A 22327-nucleotide genomic window follows, 5' to 3' on the forward strand; every position below is an offset into this window, starting at 1 on the left:
ACGGCTCCTGTTGATTGCTCAACCATCCTTCGCAAACTCCTCGACGGCTCTGAGCACGTCACGGCGGCTGATCTGGCCCACCAGCTTACCGCCCCTGACCACCGGCATGCGGCGCAGCTTTTTGTCGATGAACAGACGCGCCGCTTCAGTCAGGTCCGCACCATAGTCAATGGTCTCTACCGGGCTGGACATGTAACGCCCCACGTGGCCGCCACTGCCCATCTCTTCCTCATGGTAGGTCTGGGTCAGTATGGCGCGCAGGCAATCGAGCTCCGACAGCATACCCGCCAGTGCCCCTTCGGCATCCACTACCGGAGCACCGGAAATACCGTACTCCTGCAGCGCCCGAATAGCATCAAACAGCCCGGTCTCGGGGCTGAACGAGATCAGGTTGGTCGCCATGTAATCCTGAACTTTGACGGATCTCAGCATTGTGGACACTCCTTGCAAGAACGAAATCGGGCACGCGCCCTACCTAGATACTAGCCCAGCCTGAGGGTGCAATCAGGCGAAAACAACCGTTTTGTTGCCCTGGACCAGCACCCGGTCTTCCAAATGCCAGCGCAGACCGCGGGCCAGCACGGTTTTTTCCACATCGCGACCCAGGCGCACCATATCTTCCGGCAGGTCGCGGTGGCTGATGCGGGTCACATCCTGATCGATGATCGGACCGGCATCCAGTTCCTGGGTCACATAGTGACAGGTGGCACCGATCAGTTTCACGCCACGCTCGTGCGCCTGATGATAGGGCTTGGCACCGGCAAATGACGGCAGGAAGCTGTGATGAATATTGATGATACGGTGCGGGTAACGTTCGCACAGGTCCGGCGGCAGAATCTGCATGTAGCGCGCCAGCACCACCACATCGGCGTCGTGGCTTTCAATCAGACGGTTCACTTCATTGAAGTGCGGGGTCTTGTCGGCCGGGTCTACCGGGACATGGTGGTAAGGGATACCATGCCATTCCACCATGGAACGCAGATCGTCGTGGTTGGAGATCACACATACGATCTCGCAAAACAGTTCCTTGCTGTGGAAACGGTACAGCAGGTCTGCCAGACAGTGGGACTCACGGCTGGCCATCAGCACCACACGCTTGGGCCGGGAGGAGTCTTCAATCTGCCAGTCCATGTTGAAGGAAGCTGCGATCGGGGTAAAGGCTTCGCGCAGCTGCTCCAGCGAAAACTGCAGGCTGTTTGCACTGATCTCCACCCGCATGAAGAAACAGCCGGTGGTCGGGTCGGAGTGCTGGTTGGCATCCGCAATGGAGCCCCCGTGACTGGAAATGAAATTACTGACCATCGCCACGATGCCCACACGGTCGGGGCAGGAAAGAACCAAACGATAACGGCGTTCCATAAACTCTGCTCGTGTCCTGAATAAAAAAGTATGTCCTGAAATGCCCTAAAGCAAGACTGCCCGGAACCGGACGAAAATCGAATCGCACATTCTACCAGAAGGGGGCTGGAGGCTGACAGCACTGCGCCCGATGATATTGCCCGTCAGGGGCCTGCGTGCTTAAACTGAATCATTGCCTGATCTCAAGGAGAGTCCCATGATGATGCTGACCCCGGAGCGGATGGCGCCACTGAAGGCGCGTCGACTCGGCATCGATACCCATCACGAGCCGACATTATATTTGCCGGCACAAAGTCACGTCTGCCGTTCGGAAGGTTTTGAAAGCCTGTCACGGGTGCAGGTGACGACCCATCAGAGCTGCCACCTGATCGCCTCACTCAATATTGTCACCGACAGTCTGCTGGCCGATGACGAGGTGGGCTTCTCCGAATCCGCCTGGAAACGCCTGGGGCTCAAGGCCGAAGATCCGATCTGGCTGTCGCACCCCAAGCCGGTGCAATCACTGTCCCATGTCCGCGCCAAGGTGTATGGCCATGAGCTGACCGACCTGCAGTTCCAGAGCATCATCAACGACATTGTCGAAGGGCGCTACGCCGACGTACATCTGGCCGCCTTTATCACCGCCTGCGGTGACGACAACCTGAGCGATGACGAGATCACCTCGCTGACTGAGGCCATGGTCAAATCCGGCAGCACGCTGGACTGGCACTTGCCGCTGGTCGTGGATAAACACTGTGTCGGCGGCCTGCCCGGCAACCGCACCACCCCTATCGTGGTCTCCATTCTTACTGCCTGTGGCCTGACGGTTCCCAAAACCTCATCCCGTGCCATCACCTCCCCGGCCGGCACCGCCGATACCATGGAGACCCTCACCGAGGTGAGCCTGAGTCTGGAGCAGATGCGCGAGGTAGTTAGCCGTGAAGGTGGCTGCCTGGCCTGGGGCGGCGCCATGCGCCTGAGCCCGGCGGATGACATGCTGATTCAGGTAGAACGCGCGCTGGATATCGACAGTGAAGGCCAGCTGATCGCCTCGGTGCTGTCGAAAAAGATCGCCGCCGGTGCTACCCACGTATTGATCGATATTCCCGTCGGCCCCACTGCCAAGGTGCGCAGCGAAGAAGCCGCCAACCGCCTGGCCGCCAGTTTTCAGACCGTAGCCGCCAACCTGGGGCTGGAGTTGCAGGTAATGATGACCGACGGCAGTCAACCGGTGGGCCGAGGCATTGGTCCGGCTCTGGAAGCACGGGATATTCTGGCGGTGCTGCAGAATGACCCCGAAGCCCCGCAGGACCTGCGCCAACGCTCTGCCGAGGTGGCCGGTGCCATGTTGGCGATGGTGAAACATCTGTCCCCTGAAGAAGGAACCCGACTGGCGCTGGATACCCTCAGTCAGGGCACGGCCTGGGAAAAATTCCGTCGCATCTGCGATGCCCAGGGCGGCTTCCGCCACCCGGCCGTGGCTCCCTATCGCTATGCTCTGGTGGCTGAGCATACCGGACGGGTTACCCGTATCGACAACCGTATTCTGGCCAAGATCGCCAAACTGGCCGGGGCACCGGCTGACCCGGCGGCTGGCGTTGAGATCAATGTCAAACTGGGTGATCAGGTGGACTGTCAGGATGTACTGATCATGATCCACGCGGAAAATGCCGGGGAACTCAACTATGCCGTTGAGTATCTCAATGAACACCCGCAAGTGATTGAACTGGAAAATCTGCTGCAGCAGGAGGCGTAAACGCATGCTGATCTTCAACCCTGATTCCGACCCGGCGCTGGCCGCCCAGCTCAACCGGCTGCTCGATGCCCAGGCCGGCGCACTGGAACAACGCCGCTTTCCGGATGGTGAAAGCTATCTGCGCGTACACTCCGATTGCCAGGACCAGGACTGCCTGATTCTGTGCAACCTGTTCCACCCGGATGAACGCCTGCTGCGCCTGCTGTTCCTGGCCGACACCCTGAGGGACTGTGGCGCTCGCAGTGTCGGACTGGTCACGCCCTATCTGGCGTACATGCGCCAGGACAAACGCTTCAAACCCGGCGAATGTGTTACCTCGCGTCCCTTTGCCAAGCTGCTGTCGGGCGCCTTCGATTACCTGGTCACCGTGGACCCACACCTGCACCGCTACCACTCGCTGGATGAGATTTACAGCATTCCTTCCCGCGTGGTGCAAGCCGCGCCGCTGATTGCAGAGTGGATTCAGGCCCGCATTTCCCAGCCACTGCTGATCGGTCCAGACAGCGAAAGCGAACAGTGGGTCTCCCATGTGGCCGAGCTGGCTGGTGCTCCCTTCCAGGTGCTGCAGAAAGAGCGACGCGGCGATTACGATGTCAGCGTATCTCTGCCCGACCTGGACGATGCCGCCCAGCGCACCCCCGTACTTGTGGACGACATCATCTCCAGTGGACGCACCATGCTGGAAACGCTCAACCACCTGCGTACGGCAGGCCTGCCCCGCGCCGTTGCCATCGGCGTACATGGCATCTTCGCCGGTGACGCCTACAACCAGCTCACCGAAGTCGCCGATGTGGCAACCACCGCCTGCATCCCGCACCTGAGCAACCAGATCGACATCGCCGCGCCACTGGCCGATGCGGTACGCGAGCTGCTGGCCGAACGTGAGCAACACTGACCTCGCACTGCCGGATACCGAGATTCGTTATCAGGATGACTTTCTCGGCCCGGCGGAGGCAGACCAACTGATGCAGACCCTGCTGGATGAAATTCCCTGGCGTCAGGATCGCATCCGCCTGTTCGGCCGTGAGCACCTGATTCCGCGCCTGCAGGCATTCCAGTCCGATCCCGGCATTCTTTATACCTATTCGGGCCTGCGGCTGGCGGGGGATGACTGGCATCCGGCACTGGCCGACCTCAAACAGCGTCTGGAACAGACCTGCGATACCCGCTTCAACGCCCTGCTGCTGAACCTGTATCGAGACGGTCAGGACGCCATGGGCTGGCATGCCGATAACGAACGCGAGCTGGGGCACAATCCCGTTATCGCCTCCATCAGCCTGGGCGCCGTGCGCCGCTTTCGCCTGCGCCATAACCAGAACCGGGATACTCACACCCTGTCACTGGCACACGGCTCACTGCTGCTCATGGCAGGCAAAACCCAGCATCATTGGCAGCACTGCCTGCCTCGCAGCAAGCCCTGCCAGCAACCGCGTATCAACCTGACCTTCCGCTTCATCCATGTATAATCGCGTCAAGCACACGACCGGAGACAACCCGATGAACCCAACGATTGAACTGCTGAACAGCCACCGCTCCATCCGCAAATTCACCGACGAGCCGGTCGCCCAAAGCACGGTCGACACCCTGATCAAGGCCGGCCAGGCCGCCGCGACATCCAGCTTCATCCAGGCCTGCACCGTGATTCAGGTGAGTCAGGGCGAGCGCCGTGACGCCCTGGCCGAGATGGCCAACAACCAGGCCTACGTATCCGAAGCGCCCGTATTTCTGGTGTTCTGCGCAGACATGAAGCGTCACAAGTTGGCCTGCGACATGCACGATGCCGACATGCTGTCCGGCTATACCGAACAGTTCCTTACCGCCTCCATGGACTGCGCCCTGTTTGCACAGAATGTGATCGTGGCCGCCGAGTCCCTGGGCCTGGGTGGCGTCTATATTGGTGGCCTGCGCAACAAGATCCAGGGCGTTTCCGATCTGCTGGAACTGCCCGAGCTGGTCTACCCGGTATTCGGCATGTGCCTGGGCCACCCGGACCAGAACCCGGAAGTGAAGCCGCGCCTGCCGCTGGATGTAGTGCTGAAACAGGATCGTTACGACGACAGCCAGGATGCCGAGCGCATCGCCACCTACGACAGCGACGTACGCGAGTATTACAAGACCCGCACCGGCGGCAACAAGGACATGACCTGGAGCGAGCAGATCTCCGGCATGCTGGTTAAGGAAGCCCGCCCGCACATGCTGCCCTTCCTCAACGGCAAAGGCTTCCTGAAACGCTGATTGCGTGCAGGCTGCAGGACTCTCAACTATGCTGAACGGGAGTGCCCCCACCGGGGGCGGTCCTGTTCCCGCGAGAGGATGCCCAACATGCCTGAACGAAACATCGCCGCTCTGCTTGAGCAACTGGAACAGCACTCCCGCAAACGCGCTCACCAGCAAACGGTGACCCTTCCCATCGACCGGGAAGATATGGTGCGTCTGCAAGCGCTGGCCGAAGTCTACGGAATGGATATTGTCGAACTGACGCCCATTCTGCTGCACAGTATCTTGAGCGAAATCGAAGCGCACATGCCCTATCAGCCGGGCACCCGGATCATCCGGGTAGAAGATGACGAGCCGATCTACGAAGACATCGGCCCCACCCCGCGCTACCTGGAAGCCAAACGTAAACACGAAAAGGTGTGCGCCTGACACCCAAGGCTTGATCACCCTTAATGGCTGGCTCACAATCCATCCCCTGTCGCATTCAGGGAGTTAAGCATTGTGAGCCAGACAAGGTTGAGCGCCGTTCCGACCAATATCATCACCGGCTTTCTGGGCAGTGGCAAAACCACTGCCATCAACCACCTGCTGCAACAACGCCCCAAGGGCGAGCGCTGGGCTGTACTGGTCAACGAGTTCGGCCAGGTCGGTATCGATGCCAGCCTCATAGCTGAGGAAGACGGCGTGGCCGTCAAGGAACTGGCGGGCGGTTGCCTTTGCTGTGCGCTTGGCCCCAGCCTGCCGATTACACTTGCGACCCTGTTAAGACGCGAGCGCCCTGATCGCCTGCTCATCGAGCCCACCGGACTAGGCCACCCTGCCCGCATCATCGATACCCTGCAAAGTGACCAGTTCAAGGATGTCCTCGCCCTGCACAGCATTATCTGCCTGCTCGACCCCGGCGTACTGCACCAGCCCGACACTCTAAGCCAGCCCAGCTTTATCGACCAACTCAACCTTGCCGACAGAGTTGTACTCAACCGCATTGATCTGGCCAGCGCCGAGGATATCGCCGAAGCCCATACTCTGAGCGCCAACCTGTTTCCCCCCAAAGCCGGTGTGCATCAGGTCAGCCAGGGGCAACTGAAACTGTCATGGCTTGATCTGCCCCACTCCCTCGAACGCCAGGCTGAATATCCACAGGCCCACGCCCAAGCGGCTACACTCAGCCCTTTAACACCGCCCAAACTGCCTACCCAGCCCAAGCCGAAGCAGCCGGTGTATGAATTTGGCCAGGGTGAAGACCACTACAGCTACGGCTGGGTTTTCCACAGCGACGACTGCTTTGACTGGGACCGAGCCCGGAACGTACTGGATAAGCTGGATACCGCCGTACGGGTCAAAGCCGTGCTGCGCATCGGCCCTGCCCGCGTCGGCTATAATCGTAACGCCGGACAGGCCGCCACCACCGCCGAGTCGGCCTGGCGACGGGATTCACGGCTGGAGATTCTGACCCGCGAAAGGCTGGATAAAGCGGAACTTGAGCAGGCATTGCTGAACTGTCTGAACCGATAACCGCCTCTCTCGTCACCGCTTTTAAACTGGCAACCGGGCTAAATCTGTAACAGAATCAAGGCATTGTAACCAAAACGATTTGGCCCTGAAGCCATGACATCAAGCTGGCATAACCTGAACAACATGCACTGAGCCGATAACAATACGCCTGATACCAAGAGGTTAAACATGCCCGGTTCCCATCAGTCTGATCAGAGCTCGCACGCGACAAAGGCGCCCACCGCACCAACAACGCAGGGTTTTACACTCGATGAGATTCTTCAGGCGATCGATGACGATCAGTTTTATCTGGCAGGCCAGGCCCAGGTTAACCTTGAAACCCTCGAAATCGTCGGTTTCGAATGTCTTGCCCGCTGGGAACATCCGGAACGTGGAGAGGTAGCCCCTTTCCATTTTCTTCCTGTGCTCGAAGACGCCCAGCAGTGCCACCATCTGACCATTCACCTGTTTGAGCGAATGCTGAGCCTGGTCGAACGCTTACAACAGACTTCGCCAGGCCTGCACTTCTCACTGAACATCTCCGCATACGACCTGTGCCGGGAAGGCTTCGCCGACGAAATAATCAACATTGTCGGTCGGCACACCATTGATCAAGCCACAATCGTACTGGAAGTCACGGAGACTGCAGGCATTTTCGGTGACTCCAGTGTTGCAAACCTCAGGCAACTACATGAAGCGGGGATTCAGCTCGCCGTTGATGATTTCTGGACAGGCTTCTCAACCCTTGAAACCATTCGCCTGAATATTTTTTCCGAAATTAAAATCGATTTTTCGCTTACATCACGCGTGATCAACGACAAAACCAGCATGGCCGGTATCAACGCGATTTTGCAGTTAAGCAGCAACCTGGGACTTCGTTGCATTGTCGAAGGTATTGAAACCTGCATGATCAAATCGATTTTGCTGGAGGCTGGGGCGATTTACGGTCAGGGCTTTTTATTCAGCAAAGGCGTTAAAGACACCCTTCTGGAGCAGTGGATCCAGGACTACAACGACAACAAATCTCAGAAATCCTGCCTTAACCCCTCAACCCTTTTTCAGAGCGCAGAGCTGAAAGAGCTTGAAGAGCGCCCTCACCCATCCTGGCTATGGGACTTCAGCGCGCAAAAAATCATCTGGGCCAATACGGCCGGATGCCGGTTTTGGCAGGCTGAGTCACTGGACGAACTCCAGTCCCGGGACTTTTCGGCCATGAGCTACCTGGCCAAAACCCGGCTCAAAAGCTACCAGCTGCGCATGCAAGCCGGTGAAGACATAATCACTTCCGAATGGGACTTTTTCCCCGGTGCCGCTGCACAAAAAGTGTTCTGCATACAGCTACCGCGCTTGAACCCGGCAAATGGCGACATGTTCATGCTGGTCAATGCGTATGAGAACTTCAACTCCCGACTGCCTGCCAGAAAATACATCGATTCTTCCGATGAGTTCCCAGCACCTTTTTTCATTGCGGACGAAGATGGCAACCTGCTGCGCATAAACAAGCATGCCCATATTGAAATCAAAATTGATCACGACCGCATCACCGATCTGATATCCGAGGAAGATTTCACAGCGATTAAATCAAGCTGTGCCAGCGGCCATATGATCCACACCTTCGCCGCGTTCGATAGGCTTCAGGACTGTCAGTACCTCTATATTCGTGCAGTCATGCTGCCCGATATGAGCCAGAACGGTGGTAATGTATTTCATATGATGGCGACTCCCGTTTCAGAAACGCTCACGCGTAACCTGCCGGAACCACTGAACGAAGTCCGATTCCTGACAGGCAACAGTCGAGATGTAACAACGGACACTGACACCTGAAAGCAGAACACTCTAACAGGTACTCATCCACCGCATAGGGGCAATCTTGATTTCCCACTATCGGTTTCCATCACCTCCGCGACCAACGTAAACACCCATGCCGGTATACCATTGGGCGTGAACTCACTGACCAGGCCTGCACGTTGCTCACACTTGGCCCCTTGGGCGGTTTCATATCATCAAAGAAGCGTTTGCCGCGGTCCTTGCCCAGCGCCCGGGTCTTTCCATTACATCGAGTAATCGTTTTTCTCTTCAGGCTTATCCGAGTAATACTCTATAAATTCATACTGAATATTATTACTGTCGAAAATATAGACATTGCGTCGATATGGATGCTGAGCACCCGCATGATCAACCGGATAACCTGCTTCAGACAGGCGACTTACCAGTGATTCCAAATCAGAAACCACTATCCCGATATGCTTAACGCCCGTCCATTTTTCCTTCCAGTTTTGAACCTGCCCCTCCCCTCCTTCCTGAACGGCGATATAGGAGTCGTTATTCCCCACATGAAACCAGCGCACCTCTTCCCCAAACCAATCCATCTTACCCTGCCCGCGAATAGACCATGACGGGATTGCAGTTGTTAAGAAATTGATGGTTTCTTCGGCGTCCAGGACAGAGATATTGGCATGTTCTACATAGGCCATATTAATTTCCTTTATCTTTATGCGGTCAAAATTTTATTATTTTTAAATAAACAAATTATTATCCGGAAGACGATTAATCTGCGATCACCCGTTTGGTTTTTCCTGAGCCAATTCTACTTCCAGCCTTGAAGCCATTTATCCTGATTCTTAAGCTCAATCCAATCGATTGAATACTCGGTATTTGAAAGTACGGCTTCCACTTTGCAAACCAACACCGAACCATCTTCGTCAAACTCAACTTCTGTCACCAAAAAATGCTTTTCGCGATTCAATGGATTAACTGCTGTCCACTTACTATTGTGCAATTTTGCCGGGTTGATTTTATTCATACACGCTCCATAAGACACTGAATTAACTACTAAATCTGTGCAATTCTACGAGCGTGTCACGGCCAGGGTTCACTAATTTTGTGCGTTATTGTAAAAGCTAACTGATACTGCCCTGCTTCAGGTACTGATTCCAGGCTTCGCTCTTCAATGAGAACGCTCCTGGCTCCAACAACAAAAAAGCAGCCAACCGGCTGCTTTTGATCAATCGACTTCTTCAATTCCTACCCACCTACTCCGTCATGCCCGGTAACCAGAGCACGATGGACGGGAACAGGATGCAGAGGATCAAACCGGTCAGCTGCAGCAGCACGAAAGGAATGATCGATTTGTAGATGGTGCCGATACCCACATTGCCCTGGGTAATGCCTTTCAGATAGAAAAGTGCATACCCGAAGGGTGGTGTCAGGAAGCTGGTTTGCAGGTTGATTGCCACCAGTATGGCGAACCAGACCAGTACGGCCTCACCGTAAAGCTGGCCACCAAAGTCGAGCCCGTTCACCACCGGCAGCAGCAGCGGCAGTATCACGAAGCTGATTTCGATCCACTCCAGGAAGAAGCCCAGCAGGAAGATCAGCCCCATCAACAGCAACAGCAAGCCGTAAGGGCCAAGCCCCGTGCCAGTGATCAGTTCTTCGATCATATCGGCACCACCCAAACGCTTGAACACCACGCTGAAGCAGGTCGCGCCCACAACCACAAAGAGAATCATGGCCGAGGTTTTGGAGGTAGAACGGCACACCTCTCGAATGGCTTTCAGGTTCAGCTGTTTCAGAAACAGCGCCAGTAACATGGCACCAGCTGCACCGATGGCTGCCGCTTCGGTCGGCGTTGCGATACCGGCCATGATCGAGCCCAGTACGGCGGTAATCAGCACCACAGGCCCCAGTAGATCACGCAGCAGTGCCAGCGCCAGAGGCGCCTGTTCTTCGGCTTCATCTGCTGCCCCGCCTTCACTGGCCAGGGGGGCCCACTCGGGGCGCAAACGTGCCGCCAGCAGCAGATAGAGGGTATAGAGTGCACCCAACATCAAGCCCGGAATCAGGGCAGCCTTGAACAGATCACCTACGGAGATCTGCATGATGGAGCCCATGAGAACCAGCATGATCGACGGCGGAATCAGGATACCGAGAGTACCGGATGCAGCAACAACGCCGTAGGCCATCTCGGGTTTGTAGCCCTGCTTGAGCATCACCGGCAAAGCCAACAGCCCCAGCATCACCACGGACGCACCGATGATGCCGGTACTGGCGGCCATCACGACACCCAACAGGGCGACGGACACAGCCAAACCACCGCGCACATTGCCGAACAGGCGCTGCAGGGTGAGCAGCAGGTTCTTGGCCACGCCGGAACGCTCCAGCATCAGGCCCATAAATACGAACAGGGGAATGGCAATTAACAGCCAGTTTTCAATAACCCCGCCGAAAATACGCGAGGCCACCGTGCCCAGAAACGGCAGCGGTATATCACCAATAAAGGCAAAGACGATGCCCAGCCCGCCCAGCAGGAAGGCCACCGGATAGCCGCTGAAAATCCCGAACAGCAGCGCAAAGACCATCGCAATGGCCAATCCATATTCATCCAGCATCCGAGCTCTCCTCTACATCACGTGCCGGATCCAGTATGCGGGCCAGGCGGTCAAACACCTGCCCCAGTGCCCCCAGCGCCAGCAATATCAGGCCCGCCGGCAGGGCACCCTTAATCAGGTAACGGTCGGTCAAACCGCCATAGTTGGACTGCTCGCCTGAAACGTATGACATCTGCACCATATGCTTGGACAACCAGGCAATGAGGATACAGAAGGGAATCAGCAGGAGCAGATGACCAATGATTTCGACCCAATGACGCGTGGCTTTGGACATGCGGTGGTGCAGCATGTCGACGCGCACATGCATGTTGGCGTGCATGGCATAGCTGCCCCCGATCAGGGTGAGCAGGCCAAACAGATGCCACTGCAGTTCGGTCATGGTGTTGATGGTGATCGCCTTGCCCAGCAGCAGGACCTTTTCATCCCAGCGCACCAGTTCATTGGCGCTGAAGGCATTCATCACCACGGTTGCCAGTACTGCCAGCATTACGCCCAGTACCAGCCAGCTGCTTACCTGGCCCAGCCAGCGGCCCAGCCCGATCAACGGGCAGGCCAGGCGGGCGCACCAGCGGGCGCCGGAAAGGCGCCAGCCGGGCAGCTGTGGATTAACGCGGAGTTGCTTGTAGCTCATACCACTCGTCCACCAGTTTGCTGTGTTCCATCAGCGACTCGTACGCTTTCTTGAACAGAGGATTGTTCTTCATTTCCTCTTCGCGTACTTCATCCCAGCCCTTGCGCAGTTCCGCCAGTACCGGTTCCGGGAAGCGCTTCACTTCGATGCCCTTCTCTTCCAGTTTGCGGATAGTACGGATCTGCTCGGCCGGCGCTTCAGACATGGCCCACTGCAGGGTGGCGCGACACGCAGTTTCGAACTTGGCTTTGGTGTTGTCGTCGTACTCGTTCCAGACATCCTTGTTGATGATGAACGAGAACCAGCTGGCAGACTGGTGCCAACCCGGGAAGTAGTAGTACTTGGTGACGTCCTCGAAGCCCATGATCTGGTCAACCTGAGGCACGGAGAACTCGGAGGCGTCGATACGGCCACGTTCCAGCGCCAGGTAGATTTCACCACCCGGAATCAGCTGAGTGGACGCGCCGTACTTGTTCAGCACCTTGGCACCCAGGCCGGAAATACGCATACGCAGACCTTCGAAGTCCTTGATATCGTTGATTTCCTTGTTGTACCAGCCACCGGTTTCCTGCGGCGAGATAAAGCACGGGAGTACTTTTACGTTGTACTGATCGTATGCACTCTGCAGGATTTCGGTACCCTCGCCAGACCACATCCAGGACATGAAGGCTTCAGGGGTAGGACCAAACGGCAGCGCGCCATAGAGGTTGGTAACAGGTACCGTACCGGCCCAGTAGCCGATCCAGTCCCAACCTGCCGGCACAGCACCGGAGGATACGGAGTTGAACACCTCAAACGCCGGGACCAGATCACCCGGGTTATGCACTTTCAGTTTCACTTCACCATCGGTAACCGTCTCCAGCTCCTTGGCGAAACGCACAGCACCCTCACCAATGAAGATATTGGTATTGAAGGTGTTGGCCACATCCAGTTTGGACGGCCCGGCCGCCTGAATGCTGGTAGACAGGGCCAGTGCAGCAGCACCTGCGCCCAGTGCGGTAGTGATACGGGAAAACTGACTCATGATTCACTTCCTTTTGTTGTTATTTACGGTGAACACATAGATCGCCACTCCGGTATACACCAGAGTGGGTGACATTGTCATTTCATTGAGATGGTTGTATTTACGCCTGCGGATTCGTTATCCGGCTCAAACCAGCGTGAGGTCACGGTCTTGGTTTGGGTCCAGAATTGAATGGCCTGTTTGCCGTTCGGCCCCAGGTCACCCAGCTTGGACGCACGAGAACCGGTGAAGCTGAAGAAAGCAACGGGTACAGGGATCGGCACGTTGATCCCCACCTGACCCACATCGATATCCGCCTCGTAGTGGCGCGCGGCCCAACCGGAGTTGGTGAAGATGGAGGTGCCGTTGCCGTTGGGGTTGGCATTGATGAACTCGATAGCGTCATCCAGAGTATCGACGCATACCACGCCCATCACCGGACCAAAGATCTCTTCGTCGTAGACACGCATGCCGGGCTTCACATCGGTGAAGATGGTCGGGCCGACAAAGTTACCCTCAGGGTAACCATCCACACTCACATCACGCCCATCCAGCGCCAGCGTTGCACCTTCGGCCACGCCAGACTCGATCAAATTGATAACGCGGTTACGTGCCTGCGGCGATACCAGCGGCCCCAGGTCAGCATCGCGCTGAGTGCCAGGCCCCACCTTCATGGTTTTGGAATGCTCGATAATCTCCGGCAGCCACTCTTTCGCCTGACCGACCAGCACCACGACAGAGTTGGCCATGCAGCGCTGTCCCGCTGCACCGAAACAGGAGCCGATCACGTTGTGAATCGCCTGACTGCGGTTGGCATCCGGCATGATGACACAGTGGTTTTTGGCCCCCATCATCGACTGGACGCGCTTGCCGGCAGCTCCGGCGCGGTCGTAGATGTGCGTACCGACATGGGTGGAACCGATGAAAGACAGCGCCTTGATATCCGGGTGGTCACAGATCTGGTTGGCCACATCAGGACCACCATGGACCACGTTCAGAACACCCGGCGGAATGCCGGCTTCATGGGCCAGTTCCACCAAGCGCATGGTGGACGTGGGATCCTGCTCGGAGGGCTTCAGGACGAAGGTGTTACCGGTGGCAATGGCCAGCGGGAACATGAAACAGGGCAGCATGATCGGGAAGTTGAACGCCGTGATACCGGCACCCACGCCCAGCGGTTGCTGCAGGGAATACACATTGACGTTACCGGCGGCGTTTTCGGCGATTTCGCCCAGTTGCAGAGAGGTAATGGAACAGGCGTGCTCAATCACTTCCAGACCACGACCCACCTCGCCTTCGGCGTCCGGCAGGGTTTTACCGTGCTCTTCCGTAATCAGTGCCGCCAACTCTTCAGTGTGCTCACGCACAAGTGCCTGGAAGCGCAACATGATACGCATGCGCTGCGCCAGGGATACCTTGCGCCAGGACTTGAAGGCTTCCTTGGCCACCGCGACTGCGGTGTTGACCTCGGCCTCAGTGGCAAAGGGGACACGGGCGACCACTTCCTGAGTGGCCGGGTTTACTACATCGCGCCAGTCATCACTGCTGGAGCGTACTTTTTCACCATTGATAAACAGGGGGATTTCACGAACCGACATATCACCTGATCTCCTTATATTTTTTGTGTACTCAGGCAAAACCAAAGCAGCTAGGAATGCTTCATTTGAGTCTAACGAGGGATCGTGTTGACAGACAACAAACACTTAAGCACATTTGATGTGCAAAAATGCACAAGGAAAGCCTCCATGCTGAACTGGCAAGACATGCAGATATTTCTCGAAGTTGCGCGCGCCAACCGGCTCACCGATGCCGCTCGCCGCTTGAATATAGACCACTCAACAGTGTCGCGCCGCATCAGACGCTTTGAGGCCAGCCTGAACGCCCAATTGTTCGAGCGCAGCACCCACGGCTATGAGCTGGCCCCTGCCGGCAAACAGCTGCTGCTGTTCGCTGAAGAGATGGCACGCCAGGCTTCCCAGGCATCGGATAACATCAGCGACCGTAACCTGCAGGTCAGCGGCCAGATCCGCCTGGGCGTCACCGAAGGCTTTGGCACCCATGTCATCACGCCGCTGCTGGGAGCCTTCCGCCGCCGTTACCCGGATATCACCATTGACCTGCTGTCACTGCCCCGCGCCGTCAATCTGAGCCGCCATGAAGCAGACCTTGCGATCACCATCGACCGGCCCAGCAATGCCGAAATGGTGGTTTCACGCCTGTGCAGCTACCGCCTGAACCTCTATGGGGAAAAGGGCTATCTGGACCACCATGGCCGACCGAGCAACGTCAGTGCACTCAGTCGTTTTGATCTGGTGGGCTATGTGGATGACCTGATTTTCAGTGACCAGCTGGGCTATCTGGACCCCTTCCTGGCCAACCTGCCCAGCCAGCCGCGCTTCAGCCTGCGCAGCACCAGCATCATTGCACAGCTGCACGCCGTGCGTTGTGGTGCCGGTCTCGGCATTCTGCCCTGTTTCATGGCCAGTCAGGACACAGCACTGGAAGCCCTGTTAACGGATCAAATGGATATTCAGCGCGCCTTCTGGATCGCCGCACGCGGAGATCAGCGCCAACTGCTGAGAGTACGCCTGTTATGGGAGTTCCTGAAAACAGCCATAGAGGCCAACCAGGGGTTCTTGATGGGAGAAGCAGAGGGAGGTTTGCAGATGCCTGTGGCGCAAGGCCTGTTGGCAGGGGTAGAAACTGAACAGCGGGCATGAAGCCCGCTGTTGCGAATCCGAACTGTTAGTTATGCAACAACAGTAACGTTTTCGGCCTGAGGACCTTTCTGGCCCTGAGTAACTTCGAAAGTTACCTGCTGGTTTTCGTGCAGTGTGCGACGACCAGTACCGTTGATAGCGCGGAAGTGAACGAATACGTCCGGGCCATTTTCCTGCTGGATAAAGCCGAAGCCTTTCTCATCGTTGAACCACTTTACGGTACCGGTAACGAGCTGTGACATTTTTTGCCTCTTTCTTTTGCATGTACACCAGCAAAATGCTGGCTTTTCTTATGTTTGGACCCACCCAGGTGTGGCCCGGTTGCTAAGGCCTGCTTTCACAGACCCTGACCCTCGGTTGCCTAGGCAACTTCAGTCGTTTTCAGTCCTCGGACCCTCCGGGACAGAAACTTTTCATGTACGCAGAGCTGGTTTACCGCTACCGACGCAATCTGTTTCCCCAGCATAGATTTCTTGTATTGCGAAACCGTGACGCCCTTCAAACGGCAACAGACATGCCATTAGACGAACCACTGAGGTTGCCAGAGACAGGTAAGTTGTACTGATAACAGAAGGAGTAATACCGAGAGTAACGCGGGGGAACGATCGATCGGGGTGGGCTTCAGCAGGTTGCAGGTCAAAACAGGACCTGACCCTTGGCATGAGGGCCCTTGTATCATGGAACGCGGTATCCGAACCGCTTGCGTACTGATGTATCAAGTAAATCTGACTCCGTGCCGGCCCTGACCGGCTGCCCGGGCACCCGTTTTTGGTGGGCTCCGGCTAAATCGCTTTCTTGCATCATACCCCAGTATCAAGCAAATACAATGCTGTGTTGTACTTTTTATGCGCGTCGTTTAAGGAACCCGACACAGGTCAAATTTGCTACTTACAGGCATTCAGGCCTACTCTATTTATGCCCCTCTCCAAGAATGATTCACTCCAGACGCAAGGACGTGACCATGGCCTTCAGATTCATTCACAAGATACTCCTGCTTATTCTGTTACCCGTCATCGGCATCACCCTGCTCCTTGGCGGTATCATCCTGACCCAATACCAGCAGGCCGATGTACTGGAAACACTGGAAACCCAGGTTGAACTGACTACCTACAACAGCTCACTGGTGCATGAACTGCAGAAAGAACGCGGCGCAACCAGCGGCTGGCTGGGCGCCGGCACCCAGGCCTTTGCCGACAAGCTCAGCAAACAGCGCCTGCTCACCGACCAGGCACTGCAGCGCTGGCAGGGATATTTGAGACAAAACAGCTTCAGTGACCCGCGTATCCAAAGCATTCTGGAAAGAGCTCAACAGCAGCTGCGCCAGCTGAGCGATATTCGCAGCCAAGCAGATGATCGCAACATCGCCCTTGGCAAGGCGCTTGGCTACTACACCCAGCTCAATGCCGACCTGTTAAGCGGGGCCGCAACCATCGCCAATATCAGTACCGATGCCCAGATTGCGCGCAGCTCGGCTGCCTTCTATGCCTTCCTGCAAGCCAAGGAGCGAGCCGGTATCGAACGTGCGGTCCTGAGTAACGTGTTCGGCAGCGACCAGTTTGGTCCGGGGCTCTACCAGCGCTTCATCAACCTGGTATCGGAACAGAACACCTACCTTAAGCAATTCAATGCCCTCGCCCCTGCCGCCAGCATTCAGGCCTTTGAAAGCATGGCACGCTCTCCAGAGTTCAAGGCTGTAGAGCAGTTGCGCACGGTTGCGATGGAAAAAGCCGGTCAGGGGCAGTTTGGCGTCAAGGGGACTGACTGGTTTGACCGGGCGACTGACCGCATCAACCTGCTGAAAGACTTTGAAGACAACATGGTCGCCCAGCTGATCGCAACTGCCAGCGGAGCACATGAGCAGTCCCTGATCCGCACCGGCATAGGGCTTGCCGCACTGGTGATCACCCTGCTGCTGGTTGGCGTGATATCGCTGTGGATTATTCGTGGCCTGCACCGCCAGGTGGATGCCCTGGCCGCTACCATGGCCAGCGTGCGCAATGACAACGACCTCACCGTCCGGGCTGCAGTGCTGTCCGGGGATGAACTGGGCACCACGGCCGAACACCTGAACGAAATGCTGGGGCAGTTTGCCACCGCCATGTCTGATGTTGCCCGTGCCAGCCGGCAGCTGCACGAGGAGTCGCAGAACACTTCTCGCGTGGTGCACGAAGCCGAGAAGAACATCAAATTGCAAAGCGATGAAACCATGCAGGTAGCCGCTGCCGTGGAAGAAGTCTCAACAGCGGTACAGGACGTGGCCAACAGTACGGTCAATGCATCGGATGCCGCGCTACAGGCTGACCAACTGGCGCAAGATGGTCATGCCAAGGTGGACGCTGCCGCCAATGCAGTGGCGAACCTGGCCCATGACAGTGAGCAACTGGCCGAAATGACCGCGCGCCTGAATGAAAGCAGCCAGAAGATTTCTGATGTGACGGATGTAATCAACAGCGTATCCGAGCAGACCAACCTGCTGGCACTGAACGCCGCGATTGAAGCCGCCCGTGCCGGCGAACAGGGACGCGGCTTTGCCGTGGTGGCTGATGAAGTAAGGACTTTGGCCCAGCGCACCCAGGCGTCCACATCGGAAATCGACGCTATCATCCGTAAGCTGCAGCAGGAAACCCAGCAGGCCAGTGATCTGGTGGCCAGTAATCAACAGGATATGCTGCAGGCCACCGAACGTGCGCAGGAGGTGGAAACCGCTCTGGATGCCATCGTGGCGGCCATTGCCAGTATCACCAACATGTCGACTCAGATCGCCGCGGCTGCGGAAGAGGAGTCCACCGCCATCAACGATATCGGCAAGAATATTTCACGGATCGATACCAGTGCCGAAGCGATCAAGGACAGTGCACACAGCCTGTCCTCTCACGCGGAGCAGCAACTGCAACTGGCCGAGGGCCTGAGTAATCTGATTTCGCGCTTCAAGATCTGACCGGCTTACGCCGGTCAAACATCAAGGTTAGCGTACGCGGGCGCGGGGCTTCTGGCCCTTGCCTGCGGCAGCTGAACGCCCCGCCGAACGACCACCGCTCTTCTTGCGACCGCTGTCACCGGATTTTTTGCCCCCGGTGTTACGTGGCGGCAAGCCGGTATGCTGAGTCAGCAGCTTGCCCTTGCCCGCACGGTTGCCGCCGGCGCGGCTGGACTTGGGCGAGTTCTTGCGACGCGGGTTGATATGCTGGGCGTCGTCCGGCTGGGTCGCCGGAATCAGCTGCTTGTCACCATCACCAATCAGGTCGGCACGTCCCATGGCGGTCAGTGCTTCACGCAGCAGTGGCCAGTTTTCAGGATCGTGGTAACGCAGAAACGCCTTGTGCAAACGGCGCTGACGCTCCCCTTTCACGGTCTCCACTTTCTCGCCGCTCTTCTTGTAGGTAAGCTTGCGCAGCGGGTTGCGACCGGAGTGGTACATCGCCGTGGCAGTGGCCATGGGTGAGGGGTAGAACGCCTGTACCTGGTCTGCCTTGAAGTCATTGCGCTTGAGCCAGAGCGCAAGGTTCATCATGTCTTCGTCACTGGTGCCCGGGTGCGCCGCGATGAAGTACGGAATCAGGTACTGATCCTTGCCCGCCTCCTTGGAGAACTTCTCGAACATTTTCTTGAAGGCGTCATAGGTGCCGATGCCCGGTTTCATCATCTTGTCGAGTACGCCGCGCTCGGTGTGCTCAGGGGCAATCTTGAGATAGCCACCGACATGATGTGTCACCAGCTCACGCACGTATTCCGGGTCTTCCACTGCCAGGTCGTAACGCAGACCAGAGGCGATCAGGATCTTGTTAACACCCTTGAGATCACGCGCCTTGCGGTACAGTCCGGTCAGCGAGCTGTGATCGGTATTCAGGTTCTGACAGATACCCGGGAATACGCAGGACGGCTTGCGGCAAGCCGCTTCGATCTCGGGGCTTTTGCACGCCAGACGGTACATGTTGGCGGTGGGGCCACCCAGATCGGAGATCACGCCGGTAAAGCCCGGTACCTTGTCACGAATTTCTTCGATTTCGTTCAAAATCGACTCATGCGAGCGGTTCTGAATGATGCGCCCTTCGTGCTCGGTGATGGAGCAGAAGGTACAGCCACCAAAGCAGCCACGCATGATATTGACCGAGAAACGGATCATCTTGTACGCCGGGATCTCGGCATCGCCATAGACCGGATGCGGAATGCGCTGATACGGCAGACCGAACACATGGTCCATCTCTTCGGTGGTCAGCGGAATGGGCGGCGGGTTAAGCCAGACTTCCTGATCACCATGCAGCTGCACCAGCGCGCGGGCGTTGCCTGGGTTGGTTTCCAGGTGCAGCACGCGGTTGGCATGGGCATAAAGCACCGGGTCCTTGCTGACCTTCTCGAATGACGGCAGGCGGATGACCGTCTGGCTGCGGTCCAGCTTCACACGTGGCTCGATGTGCAGAATCTGCACTTCGTCTTCAGCTTCCATTTCAGCGGTTTCGCCGTCATCACGGCCGTTTTCCAGCTGGCAGGCTTCCAGGTCACGCGTGTTCACATAGGGGTTGATGATCTTGTCGATCTTGCCGGGACGGTCGATACGGGTGGAGTCGATCTCCATCCAGTCAGCCGGTGTATCCTTGCGGACGAAAGCGGTGCCACGTACATCGGTAATTTCGTTCACCGCTTCGCCACGGGCAATACGGTGCGCCACCTCGACAATGGCACGCTCGGCGTTGCCGTACAGCAGCAGGTCCGCGCGGGCATCCAGCAGGATGGAGCGACGTACCTTGTCCTGCCAGTAATCGTAATGGGCGATACGGCGCAGAGAGCCCTCGATACCACCCAGAATAATCGGCACTTCTTTATAGGCTTCACGACAACGCTGGCTGTACACCAGGCTGGCACGGTCCGGGCGCTTGCCCGCCTTGCCGCCAGCGGTATAGGCATCGTCGGAGCGAATCTTGCGGTCGGCCGTATAGCGGTTAATCATGGAATCCATGTTGCCGGCGGCAACACCGAAAAACAGGTTGGGCTTGCCCAGCGCCTTGAAGGCATCGGCTGAATGCCAGTCCGGCTGAGCAATGATACCGACGCGGAAGCCCTGCGCTTCCAGCAAGCGGCCGATGATCGCCATGCCAAATGACGGGTGGTCCACATAGGCATCGCCGGTAACGATAATAATGTCGCAGCTGTCCCAGCCGAGCTGGTCCATCTCCTCCCGGGACATGGGCATGAAGGGAGCAGGACCAAAACATTCGGCCCAGTATTTGGTGTAATCAAAAATCGGTGTAACTGCTTGCATGAAGATCCCGGAATAAAGGCGCGTGCTTGGCGCGCGAGTATAGCGCATTTTTTGAACAGTGCCGACCAAAGTCCAATACCCGCGCCCGAACGCAAACGGCCCCGCAAGCGGGGCCGTTCAGGTCAGCGTCTGTCTTTCATTCAGGCAGCGGCTTTGGGTGCCGGCTTACCGATGATAATCGACAGAATCGCAACAGCGGCAAGTGCCCAGCAGTAGTGGATATTGCCAACGATGACCAGCGGCGACAGACCGGCGATTGAGCCGGCCAGCAGCACCTGGGCACCGTAGGGCAACATGCCCTGCACGACGCAGGAGAAGATATCCATCAGACTGGCACTGCGGCGCGGATCGACGTCGTAACGCTGGGCAATATCCTTGGCCAGGCTGCCGGAAATCAGGATCGCCACGGTGTTGTTGGCCGTGCAGACGTTGGTCAGCGCCACTGCTGTGCTGATACCGAACTCACCGGAACGACGGTGTTTTTTCGGGTCGTCACTCTGGCGTGACAGCTTGTCGATCACACCGGACAGCCAAACCAGACCACCCTGGGATTTCATCAACGCGCCCAGGCCACCGATCAGCAGCGACAGAATCAGGATTTCCTGCATACCGGTGTAGCCGGCATAGATATCCTTGGACCACTGCGCCACGGTGTACGCATCCTGCATGAAGAAGCCGACACCGCCGGCCAGCAGGATGCCGACAAATAGCACCAGCATTACGTTCAAACCTGACAACGCCAGCACCAGCACCGCCAGGTAAGGCAGCACGCGGACCAGCTCGTAATCCCCCGGCGCTTCCACCTGGGCACTGCTGCCCTGGATGAACAGCCACACCAGTGTCAGCAGCGCGGCCGGCAAGGCGATCTTGAAGTTGAGGCGGAACTTGTCACGCATCTCACAACCCTGGGTACGGGTCGCGGCGATGGTGGTATCGGAGATAATCGACAGGTTGTCACCGAACATGGCACCACCAATAACCGTACCGATGGTCAGCAGCAGCGACAGATCGGTCGCCTCGGCCACACCCACCGCGATAGGCGCAATGGCGGCAATGGTACCCATGGAAGTGCCCATTGAAGTGGCAACAAACGCCGTAATAACGAACAGACCCGGCAGCACCATGGAGGGCGGGATAATACTGAGACCGAAGTTAACGGTGGCATCGACACCGCCCACCGCCTTGGCCACACTGGCAAAGGCACCGGCCAACAGGTAGATCAGCACCATGGTGATGATGGTGTTGTCACCCACACCGCTGATGAAGGTTTCAATGCGCTCGTTCAGGCGGCCTTTTTGCAGCATCAACGCCAGAACGATGGCAGGCAAAATCGCGACCGGAGCCGAGATCTGATAAAAGGCGAACTCGACTTCAGCCGCCTGGTAGTAGAGACCACTGCCGATAAACAGGGCCAAAAAAAGTCCGAGTGGCAGCAGTGCCAATGGAGAATTCTTTGTCATGCTGGTGTCCGAATTATCTCTGACCGATCAGGCCAAATACTTACCACCGCTTCGCCGGAT

The 22327-nt window shown here is 57.1% G+C and carries 20 protein-coding genes; 9 read left to right on the forward strand and 11 right to left on the reverse strand.

Annotated features, from left to right (window positions below):
* Window positions 1-18 precede the first annotated feature (18 nt).
* Together O3C79_RS17135 and purU are read right to left on the reverse strand one after the other, a co-directional pair.
* Window positions 19-432 carry a CBS domain-containing protein gene (locus tag O3C79_RS17135; RefSeq protein ID WP_494384082.1) on the reverse strand — a complete coding sequence of 138 codons (414 nt, stop codon included), beginning with the start codon at window positions 430-432 and terminating at the stop codon, window positions 19-21.
* 72 nt (window positions 433-504) lie between these two features.
* On the reverse strand, window positions 505-1359 hold the full coding sequence (gene purU / locus O3C79_RS17140; protein WP_010325102.1) for a formyltetrahydrofolate deformylase: 855 nt from the start codon (window positions 1357-1359) through the stop codon (window positions 505-507).
* 199 nt (window positions 1360-1558) lie between these two features.
* Between purU and O3C79_RS17145 the strand changes: the two genes are divergently transcribed.
* From O3C79_RS17145 to O3C79_RS17175, 7 genes are all read left to right on the forward strand, one after another.
* Entirely contained in the window at window positions 1559-3094 is a 1536-nt protein-coding gene (locus tag O3C79_RS17145; protein WP_494385805.1) for a thymidine phosphorylase family protein, read from the forward strand.
* 4 nt (window positions 3095-3098) lie between these two features.
* Window positions 3099-3989, forward strand: a complete 891-nt coding sequence (locus O3C79_RS17150; RefSeq protein WP_494384083.1) for a ribose-phosphate pyrophosphokinase — start codon at window positions 3099-3101, stop codon at window positions 3987-3989.
* Window positions 3976-4560 carry an alpha-ketoglutarate-dependent dioxygenase AlkB family protein gene (locus tag O3C79_RS17155; RefSeq protein WP_494384084.1) on the forward strand — a complete coding sequence of 195 codons (585 nt, stop codon included), beginning with the start codon at window positions 3976-3978 and terminating at the stop codon, window positions 4558-4560. Before O3C79_RS17150 ends, O3C79_RS17155 begins: the two co-directional genes overlap by 14 nt.
* A gap of 31 nt (window positions 4561-4591) precedes the next feature.
* Window positions 4592-5329: an oxygen-insensitive NADPH nitroreductase gene (nfsA, locus tag O3C79_RS17160; protein ID WP_494384085.1), complete on the forward strand. Its 738-nt coding sequence runs from the start codon at window positions 4592-4594 to the stop codon at window positions 5327-5329.
* Between the two features lie 87 nt (window positions 5330-5416).
* Complete coding sequence (locus O3C79_RS17165) at window positions 5417-5740, forward strand: hypothetical protein (RefSeq protein ID WP_010325097.1); 324 nt, start codon at window positions 5417-5419, stop codon at window positions 5738-5740.
* A 72-nt stretch (window positions 5741-5812) separates the two neighbouring features.
* Entirely contained in the window at window positions 5813-6826 is a 1014-nt protein-coding gene (locus tag O3C79_RS17170) for a CobW family GTP-binding protein (protein WP_494384086.1), read from the forward strand.
* Between the two features lie 168 nt (window positions 6827-6994).
* Window positions 6995-8629, forward strand: coding sequence for an EAL domain-containing protein (locus tag O3C79_RS17175; protein ID WP_494384087.1), 1635 nt, complete (start codon window positions 6995-6997; stop codon window positions 8627-8629).
* A gap of 227 nt (window positions 8630-8856) precedes the next feature.
* On the opposite strand, the gene O3C79_RS17180 is transcribed toward O3C79_RS17175, so the two are convergent.
* From O3C79_RS17180 to O3C79_RS17205, 6 genes are all read right to left on the reverse strand, one after another.
* Entirely contained in the window at window positions 8857-9279 is a 423-nt protein-coding gene (locus tag O3C79_RS17180; RefSeq protein WP_494384088.1) for a VOC family protein, read from the reverse strand.
* A 113-nt stretch (window positions 9280-9392) separates the two neighbouring features.
* Window positions 9393-9608, reverse strand: coding sequence for a TIGR02450 family Trp-rich protein (locus O3C79_RS17185; protein ID WP_076461045.1), 216 nt, complete (start codon window positions 9606-9608; stop codon window positions 9393-9395).
* A 229-nt stretch (window positions 9609-9837) separates the two neighbouring features.
* Window positions 9838-11196, reverse strand: coding sequence for a TRAP transporter large permease (locus O3C79_RS17190; protein ID WP_494384089.1), 1359 nt, complete (start codon window positions 11194-11196; stop codon window positions 9838-9840).
* Window positions 11186-11827: a TRAP transporter small permease subunit gene (locus tag O3C79_RS17195; protein WP_010325091.1), complete on the reverse strand. Its 642-nt coding sequence runs from the start codon at window positions 11825-11827 to the stop codon at window positions 11186-11188. The genes O3C79_RS17190 and O3C79_RS17195 overlap by 11 nt, the downstream gene beginning before the upstream one ends.
* Window positions 11802-12851, reverse strand: coding sequence for a TRAP transporter substrate-binding protein (locus O3C79_RS17200; RefSeq protein ID WP_010325089.1), 1050 nt, complete (start codon window positions 12849-12851; stop codon window positions 11802-11804). Before O3C79_RS17200 ends, O3C79_RS17195 begins: the two co-directional genes overlap by 26 nt.
* Window positions 12852-12928: 77 nt before the next feature.
* Complete coding sequence (locus O3C79_RS17205) at window positions 12929-14428, reverse strand: CoA-acylating methylmalonate-semialdehyde dehydrogenase (RefSeq protein ID WP_494384090.1); 1500 nt, start codon at window positions 14426-14428, stop codon at window positions 12929-12931.
* Window positions 14429-14575: 147 nt separating this feature from the next.
* On the opposite strand from O3C79_RS17205, the gene O3C79_RS17210 reads away from it, so the two are divergent.
* Window positions 14576-15550: a LysR family transcriptional regulator gene (locus O3C79_RS17210; protein WP_076461049.1), complete on the forward strand. Its 975-nt coding sequence runs from the start codon at window positions 14576-14578 to the stop codon at window positions 15548-15550.
* 29 nt (window positions 15551-15579) lie between these two features.
* On the opposite strand, the gene O3C79_RS17215 is transcribed toward O3C79_RS17210, so the two are convergent.
* Complete coding sequence (locus O3C79_RS17215; protein WP_010325086.1) at window positions 15580-15792, reverse strand: cold-shock protein; 213 nt, start codon at window positions 15790-15792, stop codon at window positions 15580-15582.
* A gap of 719 nt (window positions 15793-16511) precedes the next feature.
* Here O3C79_RS17215 and O3C79_RS17220 point away from each other — a divergent pair.
* A complete protein-coding gene (locus O3C79_RS17220; protein ID WP_494384091.1) occupies window positions 16512-18488 on the forward strand; it encodes a methyl-accepting chemotaxis protein in 1977 nt (658 codons plus the stop codon).
* Window positions 18489-18515: 27 nt separating this feature from the next.
* On the opposite strand, the gene O3C79_RS17225 is transcribed toward O3C79_RS17220, so the two are convergent.
* Together O3C79_RS17225 and O3C79_RS17230 are read right to left on the reverse strand one after the other, a co-directional pair.
* Window positions 18516-20807 carry a YgiQ family radical SAM protein gene (locus O3C79_RS17225; protein ID WP_076461053.1) on the reverse strand — a complete coding sequence of 764 codons (2292 nt, stop codon included), beginning with the start codon at window positions 20805-20807 and terminating at the stop codon, window positions 18516-18518.
* Between the two features lie 140 nt (window positions 20808-20947).
* Window positions 20948-22267, reverse strand: coding sequence for a Na+/H+ antiporter NhaC family protein (locus O3C79_RS17230; protein WP_494384092.1), 1320 nt, complete (start codon window positions 22265-22267; stop codon window positions 20948-20950).
* Window positions 22268-22327 lie beyond the last annotated feature (60 nt).

The sequence above is a fragment of the Marinobacterium sp. NO-S09 genome (genome assembly GCF_059179545.1).